Raw genomic sequence first — 19,148 nt, forward strand, 5'->3', positions numbered from 1 at the left:
ATTTATTGAACATGGCACATATATTAGCGATCGCGGGTAGTCCCTCTCACCCTTCGAGAACCTACGCTCTTTTGGAACAAGCAGCTAAAACCCTATCAGAGCAAGGATTAAATATTGATATCATCTCAGTCAGAGATATACCTGCTGAAGACTTAGCCTATGGACGTTACGATAGTACCGCATTACAACACCCAAAAGCATTACTCGAAAAAGCTAGTGGTGTAATTATTGCTACGCCAATTTATAAAGCAGCCTACACAGGTGTACTGAAAGCATTTCTGGATTTATTACCCCAAAAAGCCTTAACAGGCAAAGTTGTGCTACCTATAGCTACAGGTGGGACGATCGCCCATTTATTATCAGTAGAGTATGCTTTGAAACCTGTGTTATCAGAATTAGGCGCAAGGCACATTTTGAGTACAGTTTACGCAGTCGATAAGCAAATTCAAATTCAGGCTGATGGCGCGGTACAACTCGATCAAGAAATTGCCCAAAGATTACAAGATGTTCTGCAAGAGTTTGCTTTAGCAGTTAATTATTCTCAAAATGCACCTCAAGAATTAGCCCATGCTAATTAATTAAAGTCATCAAATACTTCCAAGTTACCAGCAGATAGGCAATTCCCACCTGTCTGCTGTTTTTTGATTGATTTCAAATTAGGCGATCGCAGCTGATGAAGAAGATTCTGCGATCGCTTTTTTCTGTCGGCTTGTCAAATCATCTGTCCCAACGTCCAAGAATCTCCGTGTCTCCGTGTCTTTTACCACAAGATTATGGTAACATATATTACTAAAGCATAAACTACTAAATTTTGATAGACTAACTGTAGATTAAGAGAAAACAAAAATAGCGTCAGAAGTCGGTGATTAACTGTTTCCTTCATTACCTATTTTTATGCAGCAGAAATTTCCGCAAATCACCCCAATTGATAGCCGCATTCGCATACCTCAGCATTATCAACGCCAACCGCTAATTTCCCGTTTGGTGTCGCGCTATGGTGTCACAGTCAATATTACCGCTGCAATGCTCACAACTTCAGAAAGTTATGGTTGGTTTGACTTGCAACTCCAAGGTAATTCAGAACATATCTGCGATGGGCTGCTGTATCTACAGAATTTGGGAGTAGATTTAATGCAGCTGAGCATCTCCGGCAACGTGCAGTATAACTTGAACTCTCAGCCGTTTCCTAAATCAACTCAAAAATTCCCCCACTTACCAATACCTCAAGATACTCAAGCCCATGAAGTTCACAACGGTCAATCTTACCGGCTACGCTTGCAGGTTTGCATCTTGAAAGATTATTACCATCAACCAATCATCTTTGACTTAGTTGCTCGATATGGAATCACTGTCAATATTATTGCAGCTTCACTAGCCGCCCATCAGCAAGATGATGGTTGGTTTGATTTAGATCTTTGGGGTAAACCGCAACAACTGATTGCTAGTTTCAATTACTTAAAAACCCTAAATTTACCCCTGTGGTTAGACTCATCTTCTCTGCAAGGACATCTCATTTAAAGGCTTTTATATTTATGGTTTCATTTCTTTATAGAAACAACAGTATAACTCGACTGCGTGTGCGTTTATATATTCCAGCCAATTACTGGCGAGAACCAATTATTTCCCAGATGATTTCTCGTTATAACTTAACAGTTAATATTACCGGAGCCAAGTTAGATAAAAACACTAATAGACAAGGATGTTTTGACTTAGAACTGCGGGGTTGTCTGTCTAACATCACTGATTGTTTGAGTTATTTAGAATCTTTAAATATCAAGATTGTGGGTAAAGCAAATACAGATGGTGACAGTTGGAGTTGTTAATAATTTTTCATCAGGGTGATGTAGGGACAAGGAGGACAAGGGAGATGAGGGGACAAGGGAGACAAGGGAGACAAGGAAGACAAGTAAGCAGAGGAGAAATAACCAATGCCCAATGCCCCATGCCCTACTTACCTCTATCACTCCAGAATATAACTACCCAAATAATCTAGAGGAACTGTAAACACATAGTATAGTACACCGCCTCCGAGGAGAGTCACAGCTAGACTCGCCAGAAGTATCCAACGGTCTGGGGGTTGATAAGTATCCTCGTCAATATCTTTGCGCACGGCGAAATAATGCTGTGTTGAAAGTAATACTGTTAATACCCCGACTAATGCAAATGCTAAACCTAACTTCCAACCATTACCAGGAGGTTGTGGCGCTAATGGTGGTCGGATGATCCGCAACCGCACAATCAACACACCAAAACCCATGAGTGCAATACCACTCCGCATCCATGCTAAATAAGTGCGTTCATTCGCTAAGTGATCCCGAACTCGATCTGACCTATACTTCTTTTTTTCTAAATTCTTCACTTCGAGTTTTGCTGTTTCTATCTTCATACCAATTTATCTGTTAAATGAGCTTTGGGTGTCAGTTATCAGTTGTTAGTTGTCAGTTGTTTGTAATGAAAGTTGAACCTAGGCAGATATTCTTAAATTATACAGTTGATGAATATAAAATTTTCCATAAAATATTTTTATTAATTTTTATTGATGAATAGCTTTTATAATATAAATATAAAAAAAGAGCCAGAAAAGTTCTGACTTATAGTTTTAATTTACGATTTTGACTTCATTGACATATTCAATCCATGCCAGTTATTTAATCGTTGATTTGTGCAGTGGTAATTCCAGCATCTAGCGCCGCTTGTAAATCTTCAGGAATCAACCAATTAACTTCACCAGCTTGGAAAACTTTGGCAGGTGGGATATTAAATTCAATTTCTCCAGTTTGGGGGTTAGTTGTAGCAACTAACTGAGTTCCATGAACAATCTTAATAGCTTGAGCAGGTATAGCTGCTTGCTCTGCTGTCGCTGCTTGTGCAGGAAGATAAACACCTTGACAGTCCCACTCATCATCAGTTTCTACACCACTGGGGAGCAGATACAATTCATTATCGTAAGTTGAAGTAGATTTTTTCGATTTCTCTCCGTAGATTAACAGTGTTTTATCTGTATCATTGCGACAAATTCCCACAGCATCTTCACTAGTTTGCAAAATGTACTTTTGGTATTTTAAATTAGAAATTTTCTGTTCTATCTCTGGTGTAGAGCCTTGGGTTTGTTTATCTTGTAAAGCAGATTCTAGTGATTTTGTAATTTCTATATAGTCTGGGTCTTGAGCATATTTTTTTCCTGCCCAAGATGGTTGTGCAATCATCAAGTTTGCTAGCACTAACAAGCAAACAAGAGTAATTTTGACAAGAGTATTTTTGAAAAAATTCATGTTTATTTCCTAGAAGATTTAGATTTTTCAGATAATATTTACCTAAGCTTAGGTATTAATTTACAGTTTTTGCATCTATCTGTTGATGCAGTTGGCTCAAATGAAAGCTCATTTTTTTTGACTCTGGATAAAATTTCTGATTCCGATGATCCCAAAGAAAATCCCTAATTTTCTTCCTAAGTATTTTGTCGCAAAATTAACAAAAAAGCGCCAATATTTATACAGCTAATGACAACTAAATTAGGGTTTTCTAGAGAGTAGCTTTCGCGAAAGCAGTAAGCCCTGTGGGAATAGCAGTCAGTAATTCGCCCATGAGTACGTCGTGTTTCCTCTAGAGTAGTAACTCTTAACCATCTGTATCGATGAGATCAAGGTTTCAAGTGTTGACCATTTGTAGTTCAGATGTAATATCTATCTAATTAGTGATTTCCTTGACTAAAGAGTCTGTGCTATGGCAATCGGTGTAAAAGTTACAAACATTTCTTGTCCTTGTCTCCCTTGTCCTTTTTGTTCATATATCAAATAGCACTGCGATAAAAGCATAGTTTCACTCTATGGCTTCCAATCAATAAGAGCAAACAGACTTTTTTGTCAAAACCATAGACTAAATTTATGATTGTGCAACGATGACTGCAAATAGGTAATTAAAAACATTTACAGTTATCTACATATTTCCGCTAAAATTACCGTATAATCCTTTCAAGGCGTTCAAAATAACTGCTGCACGATTTATTTATGTTTAAATTTTGAATTTTTACCCTTCTCCTTCCCTACGGGACGCTGCGCGAACGGAGAGGCTGCGCCTTAAGCGTAGCTATGCCGCAGGCTTTACGACTACGCTCAGGGTCAAGGCTCTTGCAAGCCGAAGCCTTGAATTTTGAATTTTGAATTCGGAGCAAAGCGAAGTGACGCTGGAACAGTTGCGAATTTTTTTAGCTGTGGCGGAAATGCTGCACTTTACCCGTGCGGCTGAATCACTTTATATCACTCAACCAGCAGTCAGTGCTGCTATCCAAAGCTTGGAAACAGAATATGGTGTCAGGTTGTTTCATCGCATTGGTCGTCATATTGAAATCACAGATGCTGGTAAATTATTACAGGGTGAGGCACAAAAAATTCTCGACCATGTGGAGTTAACAGAACGTGGCTTAAAGGAATTAAATAATCTACAACGGGGAGAGTTAAAAATAGGCGCAAGTCTCACAGTTGGTAACTATTGGCTACCCGAAAAAATTAGCCAATTTAAGCAGTTATATCCCGGCATTTTTATAAATTGTCAGTTGGGAAATGCTGAAGAAATTTGTGAAGGAACTGCTGTGGGTATGTATGATTTGGGGTTGGTGACAGGAGACATTAAAGCATCATTACAGCAATCTTTAGAGAAAACCCAAGTAGGATGCGATCGCCTGCAAATTGTTGTCGGTAAATCTCACCCTTGGTATCAACTTACAGAGATTTATCTAGATGAATTATTCAACACCAATTGGGTGATGCGTGAATCCGGTTCTGGCGCACAGCAGATATTTGCTCAAGCTTTACAAAGTTGGGGAATTGAACCCAGCAAACTCGATGTTGTGCTTAATCTAAACACTAGCGAAATGGTGAAAGCAGTTGTAGAAAGTGGTGTTGGTGCGGCTGCACTTCCAGAGTTAATGGTGAAAAAAGAATTACAACTAGGGACTTTACACGCTGTCCAAATTACCAATCCGCAAAAACAATCTATCAAAAAATTAGAAATTATTCAGCCAATTTGGAAGCTAAAACACCGTCAACGGTTTCATACACGGGTCATGATAGCTTTTGAAAATATGCTAATGCAGGAAGATGTACAGGTGGCTTAGGCTACTAGGATAAAATTGCCTTGGCAATGGCGATCGCATCTAATGCACTCTCAACAATAGACACATTCTCAGGCGACAGCTTTTTGAAGAACACTTTGCTGGCTTCGTCCTCATTCAATAAAATTACTGGCTTATTTGCTTTTAAAGCCAAAGAAATTTCGGAAGCAGTTCCCGCACCCATTCCGCAGGCGATCACCACATCGGAGGAGAGGACATTAATATTATTACGCGCGTTTCCCAAATCTGTGAAAATTGCAATATCTACATCATGAGAAATGCTATCTCGATTGTTTCTGGGGAGAATACCAAGGGTTAAACCATCGGCAGATTTCGCACCCTTATTGGCTGCATCCATCACTCCCGCATTTCGACCGCCAGTAAGTAAAATCCATCCTTGTTGAGCAATTAAACGACCTAATTCATAGGCGTTTTGTAAATCATTTACTGTCGCCTTTTCTCCTGGCCCCATCACTCCAACAATTATCTTTGTCATTTGTCATTTGTCATTTGTCATTGGGTACACTCCCCACACTCCCTTGTTCCCTTTCCCCTTTTCCCTTTCCCCTCATCCCTTTACCATTGTTCATTCCAATAAACAATTTCTGAGGCTGAACTGTCAATCGCTACCCCATAGGTATTACCATGATTCCATTTAAAGCCAGGGCTACCTTTGTCTTGTGCATCCAAAACTAATATTTCGTAGCTAGGTGGAAAAGATTCTTCAGATGTGTCACTAGTATAAAAAAATGTTGTTGGCACTCCATTTGGTAGGTTGGCGTGGTCGTTTGTATTACCACCCCGATATTGATGTTTAGCAACACTTTTATACTCAGAAAGTAATTGTTTTATCTTTTCTGGTGACTGTTTCAGCCTAATTTGAAAAAAACTCCCACCTTGTAAAAAACCTGGAGAATAAGCAATACGTACATCTTTAGCGTCTTTGGGAATTGTATTAGGAAAATGTTTTACCTGGTAGTCATTAGATATCAATTTATTACGTATTTCTCCATAGCGGGAGGTATCAGTTACTATCTCAGGTTCACTGGAACTGCTAAAAGCTTTTTTGAGGAAAAAACTTCCCCCAACAATACCAAGACTGCCTAGGGAAAATAAAACTACCATAGCGATTTTGACAAGATGCGATCGCTTCGTAAGTGTTGGGTACATAAAACATTCATCGTTATATATCCAACTACTAAACTAAAGCCGTAGGATTTCGGATATTGCCTCATAAACTTGATGAAATCTTTGTCTATTTTCCGTAAAAACTCTATATATGTAAAATTTCGATGAAGTAATTCAGGATGAATGCAAAAAAAGACAGCAAAAATTATAGGGGTCAAGCGCAATGCTCAACCCCTAGAATCGTGAATTACGAATGATAAATTACGAATTATAACGAGCCTGTAGTCATTCCAGCCAATAAGATAAAACCAATCCAGACATTTTGTCGGAACATTTCACCATAAACAGGGTTAGGTAAATCTGGCTGGCTTAAACGTACTGACTGCCAAACCCAAGCAATCGTGGCAATTAGTAGGCTAATCCAAAAGGTAATGTGAAGATGGATGAAAATACCTAAGTATGCAAGTAAAGCAATCGTCCCAGCAAAGAATATGCCAATAGCTACAGGGGCGTAATTACCAAAGAAGAGAGCGCTAGAATTTATACCAATGCGCCGATCGTCCTCGCGATCGCTCATTGCATAAACAGTATCAAATCCCAATGTCCACAAGACCGTTGCACCCCAAAGCAGCCAAGTTGGTGGAGAAATGTTTTGAGTAACTGCACTCCAGCTGATCAATACAGCAAAACCCCAAGCAATGGAAAGCACCAGTTGAGGTACGGGAAAAACTCGCTTCGCCCCTGGATATAACAAAATTACCGGCACCGCCGCCGCCGACAAGCAAAAAGTTAGGGGGTTGAGATAAAACGCCAGAACGGCTGCACAAGCTAACGCGACTACTCCCACACCAATCCCGACTTTAATTGACAGTGTACGCGCAGCCAGGGGGCGATCGCGCGTTCTTTCCACTTCTGGATCGATATCCCGATCCCACAAATCATTGACAACACAGCCCGCTGCACTTGTCGCCAGAGTACCCAAGATAATTACCCCCACTAAAGGTAAAGGTGGTTTACCTCCAGCGGCTAAAAACACAGCCCAAAGGGCAGGAATCATCAAAATTAACCGACCTTCTGGTTTATGCCACCGCAAAAGCCGAATAATCACAAGCCATATCGGTTCGGAGTTGCTTTCTGGCGTTCTGAGCATAGAAGTGAAGAAGAAATGAAGTAATTACTTTGGCTAGATGAATTCATACATCTTTACATCTATAGAATATCTTTATTTGCTATTTGTAAAAACACAACCTAAACTTGCATCTTTAGATACACCTAAAAGGTCAATTTAGTTGTGAGTACCAGAGTAAATCTTCTGAAATCAGGTTGAGTGGTTAAAAATTCTACCTTGATGCTCTTAAGACACCAGTTTTTAATATTTTTCTTTAACAGAGAGAAAATTAGATGCTAAGTTTAGTTTCCCCTAACTGCGTGAGCCTTCCGACTCAGACAGTTAAGCAAAACCGGATTATTGCGGCTATTGACCTAGGTACGAATTCTCTGCACATGGTAGTAGTGAGAATTGACACCACACTACCAGCTTTTAGCATTATCGCCAGAGAAAAAGAAACTGTGAGATTGGGCGATCGCGATCTAGCTACTGGCGATCTCAAATCCGAGATCATGGAAAAAGCGATCGCCGCTCTAGGACGCTTTCAAAAAGTTGCCAAAACCTTCAACGCGGAAACGGTTGTGGCTGTAGCAACTAGCGCCGTGCGCGAAGCACCTAATGGTAAGGATTTTTTACACAAGATAGCAGTCGATTTAGGTTTAAGCGTTGACTTGATTTCTGGACAAGAAGAAGCGCGACGCATCTACCTGGGTGTGCTGTCGGGTATGGAATTTAACAACCAACCGCACATGATTGTTGACATTGGCGGCGGTTCCACAGAATTAATTTTAGGAGATAGTAACGAGCCACGCACCCTCACCAGTACAAAAATTGGCGCAGTCCGCTTGACTAGCGAGTTAATCAACACTGATCCTATTAGCAACTCTGAGTTTCAGTACCTGCAAGCTTATGCACGGGGAATGCTAGAACGTTCTGTAGAAGAAGTATTGGCAAACCTCAAATTTGGCGAAACGCCGCGTTTGGTTGGCACCTCAGGAACGATTGAGACTTTGGCACTAATTAACGCCCGGGAAAAATTGGGTTATGTTCCTTCCACACTCAATGGCTACCAATTAAGTCTCCAAGATTTACGGGATTGGGTAAATCGCTTGCGGAAACTGACTAACGTCGAAAGAAGTGTGATACCTGGTATGCCAGAAAAACGGTCAGAAGTTATACTGGCAGGCGCAGTAATATTACAGGAATCTATGACGCTTTTGGGTGTGGAGTCAGTCACAATCTGTGAACGTGCGCTTCGTGAGGGTGTAATCGTGGACTGGATGCTAGCCCACGGTTTAATTGAAGATAAATTGCGTTTCCAAAGTACAATTCGGCAGCGTAGTGTACTCAAACAAGCAAATAAATACCAAATCAATTTAGAGCATAGCGATCGCATCGCCAAATTTGCCCTGAGTTTATTTGATCAAACTCAAAATAAATTACATTTTTGGGGTACAGAAGAACGTCAACTACTATGGGCGGCGGCAATCTTACATAATTGCGGTCATTATGTCAGCCATTCATCTCACCACAAACATTCATACTATCTAATTCGCAATAGTGAATTACTCGGTTATACCGAAACTGAAATTGAAATCATCGCCAATTTAGCCCGATATCATCGCAAATCAGCCCCGAAGAAAAAACACGAAAATTTCCGCAATCTGTTAACCAAACAACAACGCCAAATAGTCAGCCAATTGAGCGCGATGTTAAGATTAGCAGTTGCTCTTGATCGGCGGCAAATTGGTGCTATTCAAAGGATACAGTGCGAATACTATCCCCATGTCGAAGAATTTCGCTTGCTAGTTTTTCCAGCACATCCTGATGATGATTGTGGCTTAGAACTCTGGAGCTTAGATTACAAAAAAGCCGTATTTGAGGCTGAGTTTAGTGTCAAATTAATTACTGTTTTAGAACCTTATGCTCTCGCTATTAGCTCATAGATTACTCAATTAATATGAACAGCAAAATGTGAATTTTTTCAAAGAGTGCGTTAACAGCAATTAAGGCACTCTTTTCAATTAAAATTAAAATATTCCCAGATATATAAAATACCATAAAATCGATGAATTATTGGCTAATAAAGTCAGAACCAGAGGTTTATAGCATCAATGACCTGCAACAGCAAGGAGAGACTATCTGGGACGGCGTTCGTAATTATCAAGCTCGTAATTTTCTTCGCCAAATGCAACCAGGAGACTTAGCATTTTTTTATCATTCCAATACTAATATTCCTGGTATTGTGGGGATGGCGCGTGTTATCAAATCAGGTATTGCTGATCCGACCCAGTTTGAGCCAACCAGCAAATACTATGACCCAAAATCAACTCCTGAATCACCTCGCTGGCAAACAGTTGTTGTAGAATTTGTTGAGAGTTTTACCCAGCCTATCTTGCTCACAACGCTCAAAGAGAAGTTTAGTCCTGAAGATTTACTTTTAGTGAGAACAGGAAATCGGTTATCAGTCATACCTGTTCCTGAAGTAGTCGCTCAAAAGATTCTAGCAATGAAAACCTCATCCCTGTCATAAGCTCTCCGAAGATTGAGGATATTTTGGGCAACAAAAAATTTTTATTGAGAGCCGTCCGGAATTAGATTGTGGTAAGCTGTAGATAACCTCAAACCTAAAAACGCTTCGATTAACTTAATTGACATGAAGTAGTAGCAAAAAAGTGTTGCTGGAAAGCAACCGTGTCAAAGAAAAATAATCAACAGATTAGCAAGTTCGCGCAAAGCATTCTTGCTATAAAAGCTTACTTACAATTCATCACTCTACTCAACTGCTGTTAACGCAGTAGTTGAGTATTTCTAAGTATTAAACAAGCAATGATGTAACAATTATCAGCGCCATACTCTTTATTTTCTTAGAGGTTGTTTGAAAAGTGGTTGGCTGTATCTTCGCACTTATTGATCCCCCCTAGCCCCCCTTAAAAAGGGGGGAAAACTTCTTCAAGTCCCCCCTTTTTAAGGGGGAAAAACTTCTTCAAGTCCCCCTTAAAAAGGGGGATTTAGGGGGATCTAAACGTTTTGCTACCAACAAAAGGACTTTTAAAACATCCTCTTAGGGGATAGTCATATGGGTGTCCCATAAATAATAGTCTGGGTGATGAATTGTGATGAATTCGTAGTAAGCACAAAGCCTGCTGCAAACTTCAGGACTAAATTCCTGACTATGATGGAGATTAATATGCATAAAAATTCTATTTTATTAGCTGAGAATTTAGGTTACGAACTCGGCTTAAATAGAACTCTATTTCAAGGAGTTCAGATAAATATTAATATGGGCGATCGCATTGCTTTAGTCGGTCGCAATGGTGTAGGAAAATCCACTCTAATGAAGATACTTGCAGGTCAAATTAGCCCTAGTCAAGGTTCAGTTTGGCGTAATGGTGTTGTCTATTATTTGCCTCAAATCAGCACTATCAAACAACAAATTACAGCAGAGACAGTACTTGATTTTTTGAGTTCTATCTCTGATGAATGGTGGAAGATTGAGGAAATTTTACAGGCGCAATTTCACACCAACCTTGATTTATCTTTACCAGTTATTAACTTGAGTGGAGGTGAACTAACAAAACTGTTTTTAGCTATTGGTTTATCTCAAGAACCAAATTTACTATTACTAGATGAACCAACAAACCACATGGATTTGTTGGCGCTAGAAAGTTTAAGGCTGTTTCTGCAAAATTTCGCTGGTGCATATGTGATTGTCTCCCACAAGCCTTTTTTCTTGGATCAAGTGACAGATGTTACCTGGGAACTTACATCTGAGGGTGTAAAACTATACGGGTGTAATTTTTCTGACTATCGCCAACAAAAAGAAATAGAGTTAGAAGCAGCAGTGCGATCGCACGAAGTAGCCAGAAAAGAACTCAAACGGACTCAAGCAACAGCTATGCAAGAACAGCAACGCGCCGCCCAATCTCACCGCAGTGGGCGTGCTAAGTTTCTTAATGGTAGTATTGACCGGATGTCAGCGGGATTAATTAAAACCAAAGCCGAAGCTTCAGCTGGAAATGCCAAAAAGAAACATGAAATGGCAGTAGCAAAAGCTACGCAAAATGTTGCCGAAACAAAAGTAAAAACCGCTAAAGCCACCAGTATCCAGTTAGCCCAAAGAGGACTAAAACGGAGAAATCTGATTGATATTCAAGGTGCTAACCTTTGGGTATCACAACGCCTGCTGATAGAAAATATACAACTGCATATTAGCTCAGGCGATCGCATTGCGCTTGTCGGTGCGAATGGTTCAGGTAAATCGACTCTCGCCAAAGCCATCTTAGGGATGGAACAGCAAACAGCGGTTTTGGATTCCGGTGAGATTTTACTCGCGCCAGGAATGAAAGCCGTATACCTCGACCAAACCTATGAACTGGTAAACCGTCAGCAGACAATTCTCGAAAATATGCAAGCTGCGAATCCTCACCTCAGCTATCAATTGCTGCGTCAACAGCTAGGACACTTTTTGTTTAAATACGATGACGTTCACAAAAGCGCATCGGTGTTGAGTGGGGGTGAATTAGCCAGATTAGCGATCGCAATTATCAGCATCTCGGAAATTGACCTATTAATTCTCGATGAACCGACGAATAACTTGGATATTGAAACCGTTGAGCAAATGGTCATAGGTATCAATGAGTACCAAGGCGCGCTTTGGGTAATTTCCCATGATTTAGATTTTCTCAGCCGTATTCACATTTCTCAAGGTTTCAAGTTAAGTAACCAAGCTTTGCAAATGACGAATTATTTACCAAGTACACCAGAACTATATTATCGAGAATTGCTGGAATGTCAGCAATAGTCATTGGTCAATAGTCATTTGTCATTTGTTATAAATTATTTCTCCTCTTCCCCGTGTCCCCCTCATTCTCTCATCGCTACCCCCTAACCCTGGTTCCCCGATTCCCTAGCCCCTTCCTAAATATCTAGCTCCACAGTAGAAGCCGTAAAGCATACGAGCAAGTTATAATTCTCTTGCGGATAGACGTAACAAAAATTTATGAGTAACCCCCTTTTGCAAGCTTTTTTTGTCGGTAGAGCTGTCGCTGAAGTAGTCAACGAACGCTTAGAGGTCGCTTTGACTGATGCTTTAAGTGAACTTGGCAAATTTGATGCTGAAGCTAGAGAACAGTTACGCCAGTTCACAGATGAAGTTCTAGAACGGGCAAATCGAGCCGCAGACGCTGCTAATGCTGGTCAATCTACTACAGTACGTGGCCCCAGCGGATCTGAGCCTGTTGACTTGCAAGCGATGATTGATGAATTGCGAGCCGAAATCGCCTTATTGCGTACCGAATTGCAGAAGTATCGTAGTACTTCAGTCTAAGGGTTGAATAAAATCTACTGGGAAGCGTATTTCGTCATTGGTCATTGGTGAGGCATTGCGTTGGGCGGGTTCCCCGACTTGTAGCAAATGCCGAACCCGTAAGGGTCATTGGTCATGAGTCAAAAGTTATAGACAAATGACAAAAGACAAAGGACAAATGACAATTGATCATCAAAAGTTTAGGAATCAGAGTGTCTTTTCTTCCAAGTGATTCGGTGAAAAACCAACGGTACGCAACAAATATGGAAAAAGGTTATTCGGACAAGGCTTACCGTTGGAATCGGGAAAATTATTCTAGTAAACGGCGCTTTGTAGACATTTGGTCTTTTGTTTTGAGCTTAATGTTCAAGCTTTGGCGATATAACAAAGCTTGGAGTTATCCTGGCGGCATAACGGAGGCTAAACAAGCTGCAAGGCGTAAAGCACAAGCTATCTGGATTCGTAATACCCTCCTCGACTTAGGGCCAACCTTTATTAAAGTTGGGCAATTATTTTCTACTCGTGCTGATATATTTCCGATTGAATATGTAGAAGAACTGGCAAAGTTACAAGACAAAGTACCCGCCTTTAGCTATGAGCAAGTAGAGGCAATTATTCAGCAAGAATTAGGTAAGAAAATTCCGGATCTGTTCCAGAATTTTGACCCGATTCCTCTAGCAGCTGCTAGTTTGGGGCAAGTCCACAAAGCTGTGCTTTATACTGGCGAATCTGTGGTTGCTAAAGTGCAGCGTCCTGGACTGAAAAAGCTATTTGAAATTGATTTACAAATTCTTAAGGGAATTGCCCGTTATTTTCAAAACCATCCCAAATGGGGACGGGGACGGGATTGGATGGGAATTTACGAAGAATGTTGTCGGATTCTCTGGGAAGAAATTGATTACTTGAATGAAGGACGTAACGCTGATACTTTTAGGCGTAACTTTCGCGGTTACGAGTGGGTGAAAGTACCGAGAATTCACTGGCGTTATACTTCTTCGCGAGTCCTGACCTTGGAATACGTCCCAGGCATTAAAATTAGCCAATACGAAGCTTTAGAGGCTGCGGGTTTGGATCGTAAGCTCATTGCCCGTTATGGTGCCCAAGCATACCTAATTCAGCTGCTGAATAATGGCTTTTTCCACGCCGATCCCCACCCCGGAAATATTGCTGTCAGCGCGGATGGCAATTTAATATTCTACGATTTCGGGATGATGGGGCGGATTAAGTCTAATATCCGTGAAGGACTGATGGAAACGCTGTTTGGGATTGCGCAAAAAGATGGCGATCGCGTAGTCCAATCACTGATCGATTTGGGAGCGATCGCACCAGTCGATGATATGGGGCCAGTCCGGCGTTCTGTCCAGTACATGCTGGATAATTTCATGGATAAGCCTTTTGAAAACCAATCAGTGGCCGCAATCAGTGACGACTTGTACGAAATAGCGTATAATCAACCATTTAGATTTCCTGCAACCTTCACTTTTGTGATGCGAGCTTTTTCCACTCTCGAGGGAGTTGGCAAGGGCTTAGATCCAGAATTTAATTTTATGGAAGTTGCCAAACCCTATGCAATGCAGCTAATGACCAATATGAATGGTGCTGAAAGCAATAGCTTCCTAAATGAATTAAGTCGCCAAGCAGTTCAAGTTAGTACTACTGCTTTTGGGTTACCACGTAGATTAGAAGATACACTAGAGAAACTAGAGCGGGGCGATATGCGTATGCGCGTCCGTTCTCTAGAAACGGAACGCTTACTGAGACGGCAAAGCAATATTCAAATCGGAATTAGCTATGCTCTACTTATCAGTGGATTTACGCTTTCAGCCACCATTTTAGTGGTGAATAAATTTGTATTGTTAGCAGTTTTGGCTGGGTTAATTGCAGCAGCGATCGCCGCGTTACTCATTCGCTTACTTTTACGTCTCGAACGTTCCGACCGTATGTATTAGTTTTTGTAGTAAAAATTTATGAAACTTAAATTCACCGGTCACAGCGATCCGGGACTGATTCGTTCTAATAACCAAGATGCTTACTATATTGACCCACAACAGCGATTTTGCATCGTTGCTGATGGAATGGGTGGACACGCTGGTGGAGAGGAAGCCAGCCGGATTGCAACTGAGGAAATTCAGGCTTATTTAGCAGAAAATTGGCAATCTTCTCAATCTTCACAGGAATTACTAGTACAGGCTTTGTGGCGGGCTAATGAAGCAATTTTGCAGGATCAGCAAAATCATCCCGAACGTGCTGATATGGGTACAACGGCTGTAGTAGTGATTTTTCGCGACCCAGAAAGTCCCTGGTGCGCCCATGTTGGCGACTCCCGGCTTTACCGCCTACGGGATTCCCAGTTAGAACAAATCACAGAAGACCATACTTGGGTAGCCAGAGCAATTAAACTCGGTGACATTACTTTCGAGGAAGCGCGGATTCATCCCTTTCGTCATGTTTTATCGCGCTGTTTGGGGCGAGAAGACTTACACCAAGTCGATGTTCAACCCCTAGACGTGAATGTGGGCGATCGCTTACTTTTATGCAGTGATGGTCTAACAGAAGAACTAGTCGAGGAAAAAATTGTTGATTGTCTGCAAGACCACTCTGTACTTTCCAAGGCAGCAGAATCTCTAATCGCGGCGGCTAAAGCTCATGGTGGACATGATAACATCACCGTCGCGATCGTTGCTGTTGAGGAAAAATAACAATTAATTACTAATTCGTAATTCGTAATTCGTAATTTTTCATGTGAGATCGTCCAATACTACAAGCATACTACTGGCAACACAGGGATCAGTCCCCTCACTTATGCTGTAATTCCCCCGTCACCATATAATGGTGCAGCTAATTGTACAGAGCTTACCTACCCTAAGAAAGTGGGAAAGCCTTATGGTGTGTTCACTACGCGAAGGACGAACGTAGGCTAAAGAATTCAAACCACAAAGGTAAGCTCTGTATCAAGAGCCAGTAGCTACCTGTTCGGGCGATCGTTATTTCGGATATGCGAGAGAACTTTTTTATCTGAATTGATGTGTCAGATCCACGATTCGCCAGCTGTATGCGCTGAAGAAAAGGGCTGGGCGTGACGTCGCAATACTATACCCCTAATTCACGCGAATTAGGGGTATTTACCCCAACCCTGTTCCTTTTTGATTGTTTTTAGTAAATATACTCAGCAATTTGTTCAGCCTGAGCATTTTTCCTTTTTCCAACTTGATACAACTATTTCTAGCTGGAAATTTACCTCAACGAGGTTGATTTTACCTATTATGTTAGATTGACATCTTGCCATGAATACGCTATAGAGAATATAATAATTTACCCACTTACCTTAGTTCTCTTCTTAAGACAATCTTAAAAGAAATGCTAGGTAAGGGGCATTTATTAACCCTCCTAGGGTTAAGCAACAGACAAACTTCAGGATATCCGCCTGAATAGGCAGACTTCCGTTGTATATCACTAGAGTGAGGTGTCGGATAACCAAGCCAAAATCTAACCCATAAGGCAGTGGGCAAAATTAATCCATAAGGGTGTAGGCAAATTCGTCAAACTATTGTTATCTTTCTTAATACAGAGGAACAAATGTCAAACGAACTCCCGTCCCCTGATTATGCTATTGGCACCTCTGTAACCTAAACCAACATAACCTTTACGCGTTGTTTTTCTGGAGTTAACTATGAACGGTCCAATCGAACTGTCCTTGGAACAACAATTCAGCATCCACTCATTTGCCACTCAGGTGCAGCATATGAGCCATGATCAAGCTAAAGACTTTTTGGTCAAGCTTTATGAGCAAATGGTAGTCCGCGAAGCAACTTATCAAGAATTACTTAAGCACCAATGGGGCTTAGATTCAGGCTCCACTTTGGCATAGATTCTCTTCTATAGTCGCAGTGGGCGACCTCCTTCTCTTGCTCGGTTCCAACGAGGAAAGGAGCTGGGGATGCTGGGGCGTCAACTTCGATAGGCAATTACCAAAATTCGACAACAACTAAAAACAATATTATAGAATCCTAGCCATACGGCTAAATTCGTCACGCGCACTCAAATTAAACATCTTAGTAACTAAACAACTGAGCTGTTAGATAACTGGATACTTTTCACTGCGCACATTCAACGAATCTACTGTACTAATGACTAAGTACAGAGTAATATTTGTAGAAATTATGATGAACAGCAGCTTCTACAAGTCTTACCGTAGCTAATTATATTTTTTATAAATAAAACTTACAACTAGATAGAGTTTTTTGTTAATAAAACTTAACTTATTTAGCAAAAGCACTCTCAATATTACATAAGTTACGTAAAATACAAAGAAAATTATCTAGTATCTAGCCGGAAAGATCAAAATGGGAATTAGTATTAACTGCTTCCAGCCTTGCTAAAATCAAGGGTTTAATTTTTTCATACTCGCGTTTGAGCAAACCTCTACTCATGTGGGGTTCAGCGGCTGAAACCAGAATTTGACTTCTTGTAGCCCATTCTTGTAGTTTTTGGCATTGCATCGGATCGATAGTGGCGATTTGCACATGAGAACAGCTACCTGGTGACTCTCGAGAAAAGAATAACAGGCGATAGTAACCTGTTTGTCCTAGGAGATTAGTTATTTCTTGTCCGAAACTACTTTTCAGATCGAGGTAGTAAGGTAACCATTTAGGGCCATGCTTGCGGTTGTAGATTGCAGTAATCCACAGCAGCATAGGATGGGGAACAGGAATAAACAGAAATTGATTGTAGCGTTTACAGACTAAGCGCTTTTGAATTTCCTCTTGCGTGAGCATTATCCATAGAGATGGTAAAGTGCCAGCATTAGTATTGATGATTTGGGGAAATACGATATCCGCAATTGGCTTATCTTGAGGCCAAGAATAAATGGAACTGATTGGTTCATTTCGTGAATCAGGGGATTCTAACTCAGTTTTTGCCCTCTGCGCCAACTGTAATTGAACTCCACGCTCCTGGGTAGGTACATCAGTTGGTGCTACAATCAAGCTTGTATGATAACGATGTTCTATTGATGCTAAAGTACTGAGGATTTCACTGAGACTTTGAGGGCGATCGCTTGGTTCCTTAGCTAGACAGCTCATCACTAAATCTTCTAGCTTGCTTGGTAATTGCAAATTTGGCGCAGCCTCAGCAAAAGAAAGTGGTTGTTGAGTACGATGTGTTTTATACCACGCACCAAAAGAAGAAGTTGTTGGTACTAGTGGCATTGTACCTGTGAGCATCTCAAACATCATCACGCCCAAACTATAAATATCAGAGCGTTTGTCTAGTTCCTTACCCTCCATTTGTTCCGGTGAAGAATAAGCTAGAGTACCTAGATAATAGTTAGTCACATTGCCATCTGACTGTAGTAACTTAGCAATTCCAAAATCTAGAACCTTAACTAATTCACCAAAACTAGGATCTTGAATCACCAACATATTGCTGGGCTTGATATCGCGATGGATAATTGGGTAGATTGCGCCGTCAACTGGGATACCATCATGAGCGCACTGTAGCCCCAGACCGATTTGACGCACCATACTCAAAAATCTTGGTACAGTCAGATTTTGTAGGCGAATAATCTGACTCAAACTCTCCCCTTGCAAATATTCCATAACATAGAAGGGCGTATTCCTGTCGTCTACACCATAGTCCATCACTCTGACAATGTGAATGCTTTTTTGCCCAAGCAAAGCGCAGGTTTTGGCTTCTCGCTCAAAACGTTCTTGCAATCGCATTTTTTCATTTTGGATGGACAACGCCAGAAACTTAACGGCTACAGGTACTCCTCCCAACAAAACATCCTTAGCACGGTAAACTCGGCCCATTGCGCCAGTACCGATTAATTCTTGCATCTGGTAACGTTTGCTGAGTAAGCGACCAATGTTGGGATCTGCTGACATAGAAAATTTGGCTCCAATGTCCAACAATTGTAGGTGATTCCTGTTTAAAAGACAGGTTTTAAGGGTTTAACAGTTTGCTTAAACCAAGGCAACTGGTAGATTCACTCTGATATTTCCATCATTTTGGACTTTACCAATGATTTATTGTGCCCAATTTTACCCAAGCAAGTAGCAAAACATAAACTATTGCCCAAATAAGGCAAATTAATCGCCGCGAACTCAGAGTGGTAGGTTGGTGCTGCACTAAGAACTTTCGAGTCATCCTTTGCTGCAATTAGAGTTACAAATTATTCTCTGCTGCTATCCATTTGTGATGACCTTCAAGTGCAATAGTCTAACTTCCAACTCCTAATTGGCATAGTTATTATAAGAATGCCCAATTTCAAACAAAAAAATAACAGTTGTCAATAGTCAGTTGTCATTGGTCATTTCACCGCGTCCCCGTGTCTCCCTTGTCCCTCCGTTCGCGCAGCGTCTCCCCTTGGGAGAAGTTCTGATCGGAGGAAGCCTCCGCTCAGACTTCTCTCCTTGTCCCCCTCATCCTCCTGATTTTTCATGCATGAGCATGAAAATTTTTCCTAGGACTGTCTTGATTAGAAACTACAATTT

The 19,148-nt window shown here is 41.0% G+C and carries 17 protein-coding genes; 11 read left to right on the plus strand and 6 right to left on the minus strand.

Annotation, left to right across the window (positions count from 1 at the left end):
• Positions 1 to 11: 11 nt before the first annotated feature.
• From ssuE to AACU32_RS37510, 3 genes are all read left to right on the plus strand, one after another.
• Entirely contained in the window at positions 12 to 578 is a 567-nt protein-coding gene (ssuE, locus tag AACU32_RS37500; RefSeq protein WP_096607302.1) for an NADPH-dependent FMN reductase, read from the plus strand.
• Between the two features lie 316 nt (positions 579 to 894).
• Complete coding sequence (locus AACU32_RS37505) at positions 895 to 1,518, plus strand: NIL domain-containing protein (RefSeq protein ID WP_096607303.1); 624 nt, start codon at positions 895 to 897, stop codon at positions 1,516 to 1,518.
• A gap of 14 nt (positions 1,519 to 1,532) precedes the next feature.
• Complete coding sequence (locus AACU32_RS37510; RefSeq protein WP_096607304.1) at positions 1,533 to 1,823, plus strand: NIL domain-containing protein; 291 nt, start codon at positions 1,533 to 1,535, stop codon at positions 1,821 to 1,823.
• Positions 1,824 to 1,960: 137 nt separating this feature from the next.
• Here the strand turns inward: AACU32_RS37510 and AACU32_RS37515 are convergent, their stop codons facing one another.
• Positions 1,961 to 2,386 carry a YidH family protein gene (locus AACU32_RS37515; RefSeq protein WP_096607305.1) on the minus strand — a complete coding sequence of 142 codons (426 nt, stop codon included), beginning with the start codon at positions 2,384 to 2,386 and terminating at the stop codon, positions 1,961 to 1,963.
• A 262-nt stretch (positions 2,387 to 2,648) separates the two neighbouring features.
• Positions 2,649 to 3,272, minus strand: a complete 624-nt coding sequence (locus tag AACU32_RS37520; protein ID WP_096607306.1) for a hypothetical protein — start codon at positions 3,270 to 3,272, stop codon at positions 2,649 to 2,651.
• Positions 3,273 to 4,177: 905 nt separating this feature from the next.
• Here AACU32_RS37520 and AACU32_RS37525 point away from each other — a divergent pair.
• A complete protein-coding gene (locus AACU32_RS37525; protein ID WP_096607307.1) occupies positions 4,178 to 5,113 on the plus strand; it encodes a LysR substrate-binding domain-containing protein in 936 nt (311 codons plus the stop codon).
• Positions 5,114 to 5,117: 4 nt separating this feature from the next.
• Here the strand turns inward: AACU32_RS37525 and AACU32_RS37530 are convergent, their stop codons facing one another.
• The 3 genes from AACU32_RS37530 to AACU32_RS37540 form a co-directional block, all read right to left on the minus strand.
• Positions 5,118 to 5,606, minus strand: a complete 489-nt coding sequence (locus tag AACU32_RS37530; RefSeq protein ID WP_096607308.1) for a TIGR00725 family protein — start codon at positions 5,604 to 5,606, stop codon at positions 5,118 to 5,120.
• Positions 5,607 to 5,686: 80 nt separating this feature from the next.
• Positions 5,687 to 6,280: a hypothetical protein gene (locus AACU32_RS37535; protein WP_339378595.1), complete on the minus strand. Its 594-nt coding sequence runs from the start codon at positions 6,278 to 6,280 to the stop codon at positions 5,687 to 5,689.
• Positions 6,281 to 6,506: 226 nt separating this feature from the next.
• On the minus strand, positions 6,507 to 7,388 hold the full coding sequence (locus AACU32_RS37540) for a 4-hydroxybenzoate solanesyltransferase (RefSeq protein ID WP_096607310.1): 882 nt from the start codon (positions 7,386 to 7,388) through the stop codon (positions 6,507 to 6,509).
• 251 nt (positions 7,389 to 7,639) lie between these two features.
• Here AACU32_RS37540 and AACU32_RS37545 point away from each other — a divergent pair, with 251 nt between their 5' ends.
• The 7 genes from AACU32_RS37545 (at position 7,640) to AACU32_RS37575 (ending at position 16,522) form a co-directional block, all read left to right on the plus strand.
• Positions 7,640 to 9,292, plus strand: a complete 1,653-nt coding sequence (locus AACU32_RS37545; RefSeq protein WP_096607311.1) for a Ppx/GppA phosphatase family protein — start codon at positions 7,640 to 7,642, stop codon at positions 9,290 to 9,292.
• A gap of 122 nt (positions 9,293 to 9,414) precedes the next feature.
• Positions 9,415 to 9,879, plus strand: coding sequence for an EVE domain-containing protein (locus AACU32_RS37550; protein WP_096607312.1), 465 nt, complete (start codon positions 9,415 to 9,417; stop codon positions 9,877 to 9,879).
• Positions 9,880 to 10,536: 657 nt separating this feature from the next.
• Positions 10,537 to 12,150: a ribosomal protection-like ABC-F family protein gene (abc-f, locus tag AACU32_RS37555; RefSeq protein WP_096607313.1), complete on the plus strand. Its 1,614-nt coding sequence runs from the start codon at positions 10,537 to 10,539 to the stop codon at positions 12,148 to 12,150.
• A gap of 198 nt (positions 12,151 to 12,348) precedes the next feature.
• Positions 12,349 to 12,675, plus strand: a complete 327-nt coding sequence (locus AACU32_RS37560; RefSeq protein WP_096607314.1) for a DUF6825 family protein — start codon at positions 12,349 to 12,351, stop codon at positions 12,673 to 12,675.
• Positions 12,676 to 12,917: 242 nt separating this feature from the next.
• Positions 12,918 to 14,603, plus strand: coding sequence for an AarF/UbiB family protein (locus AACU32_RS37565; RefSeq protein WP_096607315.1), 1,686 nt, complete (start codon positions 12,918 to 12,920; stop codon positions 14,601 to 14,603).
• Between the two features lie 18 nt (positions 14,604 to 14,621).
• On the plus strand, positions 14,622 to 15,353 hold the full coding sequence (locus AACU32_RS37570; RefSeq protein ID WP_096607316.1) for a Stp1/IreP family PP2C-type Ser/Thr phosphatase: 732 nt from the start codon (positions 14,622 to 14,624) through the stop codon (positions 15,351 to 15,353).
• A 971-nt stretch (positions 15,354 to 16,324) separates the two neighbouring features.
• A complete protein-coding gene (locus AACU32_RS37575; RefSeq protein WP_096607317.1) occupies positions 16,325 to 16,522 on the plus strand; it encodes an NblA/ycf18 family protein in 198 nt (65 codons plus the stop codon).
• A 457-nt stretch (positions 16,523 to 16,979) separates the two neighbouring features.
• Here the strand turns inward: AACU32_RS37575 and AACU32_RS37580 are convergent, their stop codons facing one another.
• Complete coding sequence (locus AACU32_RS37580; RefSeq protein ID WP_096607318.1) at positions 16,980 to 18,539, minus strand: serine/threonine protein kinase; 1,560 nt, start codon at positions 18,537 to 18,539, stop codon at positions 16,980 to 16,982.
• Positions 18,540 to 19,148: the final 609 nt, after the last annotated feature.

This window comes from Calothrix sp. NIES-2100 (assembly GCF_963875285.1).
Lineage (GTDB): Bacteria > Cyanobacteriota > Cyanobacteriia > Cyanobacteriales > Nostocaceae > Aulosira.